This is a genomic window from Candidatus Thermoplasmatota archaeon (genome assembly GCA_030018475.1).
In the GTDB taxonomy this organism is placed as follows: Archaea; Thermoplasmatota; JASEFT01; order JASEFT01; family JASEFT01; genus JASEFT01.
In genome coordinates, this window is sequence record JASEFT010000077.1 from 1 (window position 1) to 3,729 (window position 3,729).

At 37.6% G+C, this 3,729-nt stretch carries 5 protein-coding genes; 4 read left to right on the forward strand and 1 reads right to left on the reverse strand.

Annotated features, from left to right (window positions below):
* The 4 genes from QMD21_07355 to QMD21_07370 all read left to right on the forward strand — a co-directional run.
* On the forward strand, positions 1-1,223 hold a 1,223-nt coding region (locus QMD21_07355), incomplete at its 5' end, for a UDP-glucose/GDP-mannose dehydrogenase family protein (GenBank protein MDI6856578.1).
* 41 nt (positions 1,224-1,264) lie between these two features.
* A complete protein-coding gene (locus QMD21_07360; protein MDI6856579.1) occupies positions 1,265-1,474 on the forward strand; it encodes a hypothetical protein in 210 nt (69 codons plus the stop codon).
* Positions 1,471-2,055 (forward strand): NAD(P)-binding domain-containing protein, encoded by a 585-nt coding sequence (locus tag QMD21_07365; GenBank protein ID MDI6856580.1) that lies wholly within the window; start codon positions 1,471-1,473, stop codon positions 2,053-2,055. The genes QMD21_07360 and QMD21_07365 overlap by 4 nt, the downstream gene beginning before the upstream one ends.
* Positions 2,046-2,684, forward strand: a complete 639-nt coding sequence (locus QMD21_07370; protein MDI6856581.1) for a hypothetical protein — start codon at positions 2,046-2,048, stop codon at positions 2,682-2,684. Before QMD21_07365 ends, QMD21_07370 begins: the two co-directional genes overlap by 10 nt.
* Here QMD21_07370 and QMD21_07375 read toward each other — a convergent pair.
* The coding region (locus QMD21_07375) for a sugar phosphate nucleotidyltransferase (GenBank protein ID MDI6856582.1) at positions 2,626-3,729 on the reverse strand (1,104 nt) is incomplete at its 5' end. The two genes, QMD21_07370 and QMD21_07375, sit on opposite strands and share 59 nt — an antisense overlap.

A 3,729-nucleotide genomic window follows, 5' to 3' on the forward strand; every position in this document is an offset into this window, starting at 1 on the left:
ATAAAATTGAAGTGCTCATAAAGGGGCTCATTCCTTTTTATGAGCCTGGGTTAAAGGAGCTGATTGGAAAAGTTAGAATGAATGGGTTGCTTGAGTATTCAACTAATGTAATTGAGGTTGTAAAAGCAAGCGATATTTCTTTTATTTGTGTTGGCACGCCAAGCTTGAAGACAGGCGCAATTAATTTAAAATATATAAAAGAATGTGCAAAAGAGATTGGGTTTGCGCTAAAGAGAAAAGGAGGATATCATGTAGTTGTAGTAAAGAGCAGTGTAATTCCTCTAACAACAGAAAATGTCATTCTTCCTTTGCTTGAAAAATATTCAGGCAAAAAAGCAGGAAAAGATTTCGGGCTTTGCATGAACCCTGAATTTCTAAAAGAAGGCTCTGCTGTAGAAGATGCTCTGCAGCCGGATAGAATTGTGATTGGAGAATATGATGAGAAAAGCGGAAATACACTGATGCGGCTCTACAAAAATTTTCGCTGTCCAAAGTTAAGAACAAATTTAAGAACTGCAGAAATGATAAAATACGCAAGCAATGCTTTCTTAGCAACTAAAATAACTTTTGCAAACGAGTTTGCAAATATATGCGAGAAATTTAATGTGGATGTATATGAAGTAATGAAAGGCGTAGGACTTGACAAAAGAATTTCACCTTATTTCCTTAATGCAGGCGCTGGTTTTGGAGGCTCTTGTTTTCCTAAAGATTTAAAAGCTATATTCTCAGCTGCAAGAGCAAAAAACTACGATCCAAAATTACTCAGCTCTGTTTTAGATATAAATGAAGCTCAACCCTTGAGAGTTACAGAGCTTGCAGAGAGAGCACTTGGTAATTTAAAAAATAAAAAGATACTACTATTAGGGCTTGCATTCAAGCCTGAAACTGACGATGTAAGAGAGACTAGAGCGTTGCCTATTGCTAAAGAGCTTTTAAGGAAAGGCGCTAAAATTGTTGCCTATGACCCAATGGCTATGGAAAATTTTAAGAAACTTATTAGGAATAAAAACATTGTGTATGCGAAGAGTGCGAGAGCTGCGTTAAGAAATGTAGATGCTTGCATAATCCAAACAGCTTGGGACGAGTTTAAGAGCTTGAGCGCCAACGATTTTAAGGCAATGAGAAAACCTGTTATTATTGATGGAAGGAGAACTTTTGATAGCCCTGAAAAGTTAATCAAGAAAGGCATCACTTATTTGGGTATAGGCTGGAGAAATCTATAGGCAAATATTTAAATCTCTTCGCTCATTTTTCATACGAAGAAATGATTGCTAGAAAGTCAGCTTTGATATTTAATATCCTATCAGCTATAATAGGCTACATAGGGATATTTTTCATAGCTCGCTGCATGGGCGCTAGCGCTTTAGGTATTATCGGGTTCGGACTTGCTTACGTTAGTCTGTTTTCATTTACCGCAGATTTAGGCTTTGGAAGCGCGCTTAGGATTTGTGAGGAGATAAGGAAAAGAATATGATCGCAGTAATTGGGTTAGGAAAAGCTGGTTTACCTTTAGCCGCGGTTGCTGCAGACAGCGGCTTTGATGTCATTGGTATCGATACAGACGAAAACAGATGTAAAATGATAAACAGTGGAAAAAATCCAATACCTGAAGAAAAAGGTTTGAGTGAACTTATTAAGAGACACTGCAGAAAGAAATTTATTGCAACATCAAGATATAAAGATGCAAAAGATTGTGATGTGCTTATTATCACAGTTCCGTTATATGTAACTGAGACATTCGAGGCTGATTTCAGCTTACTAGAAAGCGCTTTTAGAAACATAGGCAAGATTTTAAAAAAAGGTGCGATGGTTATTTTAGAAACCACTGTGCCGCCTACGACTACAGAAACACTTGGCAAAAAATGGCTTGAAGAAGAGAGCAGATTATCATTAGAAAATGGCGAGTTCTACCTTGCATATTCGCCTGAGAGAATCATGACCGGCTACAGTATTTCTAGGTTGAAAGAGTTCCCTAAAGTCATCGGCGGAGTGAATAACGAAAGCGGTGCGAAAGCTTTAGAATTTTATAAAAAATCATTCCAAACTTGCATTTAGTTTCATCTGCAAGGGTCGCTGAGTTCATAAAGATTATAGAAGGATGCTATAGAGATGTAAATATTGCACTTGCAAACGAGCTATTTAAAATTGCAAATGAATTATCTATTGATTTTTATGAGGCGCGTGAGTTTGCGAGTCATCAGTATTGTCACATTCATTTACCTTCTACTGGTGTAGGTGGGCATTGTATTCCAATATACCCATGGTTTTTGATTAAAGAGATGGAAAAAAGAGAGAAATTTAGTTATGCCAGATTACTGCTGACTTCAAGAGAAATAAATGATGAGCAGATAACCTACTGGGCTGAAAAGATTGTATTGGCGTGTAGTAAAATCGACAAAACGTTAAATAAGGTCAAAATATGCCTAAAAGGGATAACTTTTAGAGAGGGCGTAAAGGAATTGTATAACAGCAGAAATCTTGCTTTGGCTAAACTTTTGACTAAAATGGGATTAAATGTATTTGTTTATGACGAGATGCTTTCAAGTGCGGAGATTAGTGGGATTGGACTGAGATATATTGAACCTAACAATGCAGACTTGATTTTTGATTGCTTTAAATTAAAAATCAGCCAACGCAGGAGTTCTGCTTTATCCACCCAGAAACAAAAGCATGCGGCAGAATAGTTGCATTTTCACAAATAACTGTCCCAGGGTCTATACTAACATTTATACCAGTCTGTACATTATCGCCCATTATTACTCCAAGCTTTTTTAGCCCTGAGTCAGCTTTCTCTCCTCTAATAATTATTGGCACGTTTTTCCTATCAAATCTCAGATTTGCTATAACTGTGCCAGCGCCAAAATTACAATTTCTGCCTATTATAGAGTCTCCAACATAACTCAAATGCCCTATCTTGGTATTATCCATTATGATGGAATTTTTAATCTCAACGCCGTTTCCGATCCTTACATTATTACCTATCGAGCTGAAAGGTCTGATAAAACAATTTGGGCCTATTTCGCAATTTTTGCCTATAATCACAGGCCCTATAATATAGGAGCCACTTGTTATTATCGTACCGCTCCCAACAGACACATTTCCTTTGAGAGTTGCATATCTTTCAACTTCACCTTTGCACTCCCCTCTCAGATTTTTTAATACAAGCTCGTTCGCCTTGAGCAGGCTAATTGGCGTAGCAATATCAAGCCAGACTTCTTTTATCTTTTGAGCAGTTAGTCTGTGCCCTTCGCGTATTAGTATGTTCAGCGCTTCAGTAAGCTCGTATTCGTAGCGCTCTGAAAGCTGAGTTTTTCTTATAGCATCGAATATTACAGGGTCGAGCAGATAAGTGCCTAAATTGACGAGAGCTTTTCCTTCCTCTACCTTTTCTGAAATTTCTAAAATTTTGTTACCTCTGACTTTAACGACTCCAAGCTCTTTAGCACATGGCACTTCTTTTATGCAAATGGTTAAAGGTTTCTGCTTGCACAGCTTTTTTAAAACTTGCGAGCTTATTAAGCTATCCGGTGACAAGCATAGGAATGAGTCTTTCACAAATTTTTCTGCTTGTTTGAGTGCATTTGCTGTGCCCAACTGCTTTTTCTGCTCTGCATATTCTATTTTCACATTGAGTTTTTTTCCGTCTCCAAAATATTCTCGAACCTGCTCCCCGCGATAGCCAACAACAATTATAAAGTCTTTAACCCCTGCTTTCTTGCATGCCGTTAT

Excerpts from the sequence above, each read along its gene's own strand:
- QMD21_07360 (MDI6856579.1), top strand. The coding sequence starts at position 1,265 with ATGATTGCTAGAAAGTCAGCTTTGATATTTAATATCCTATCAGCTATA.
- QMD21_07365 (MDI6856580.1), top strand. The coding sequence starts at position 1,471 with ATGATCGCAGTAATTGGGTTAGGAAAAGCTGGTTTACCTTTAGCCGCG.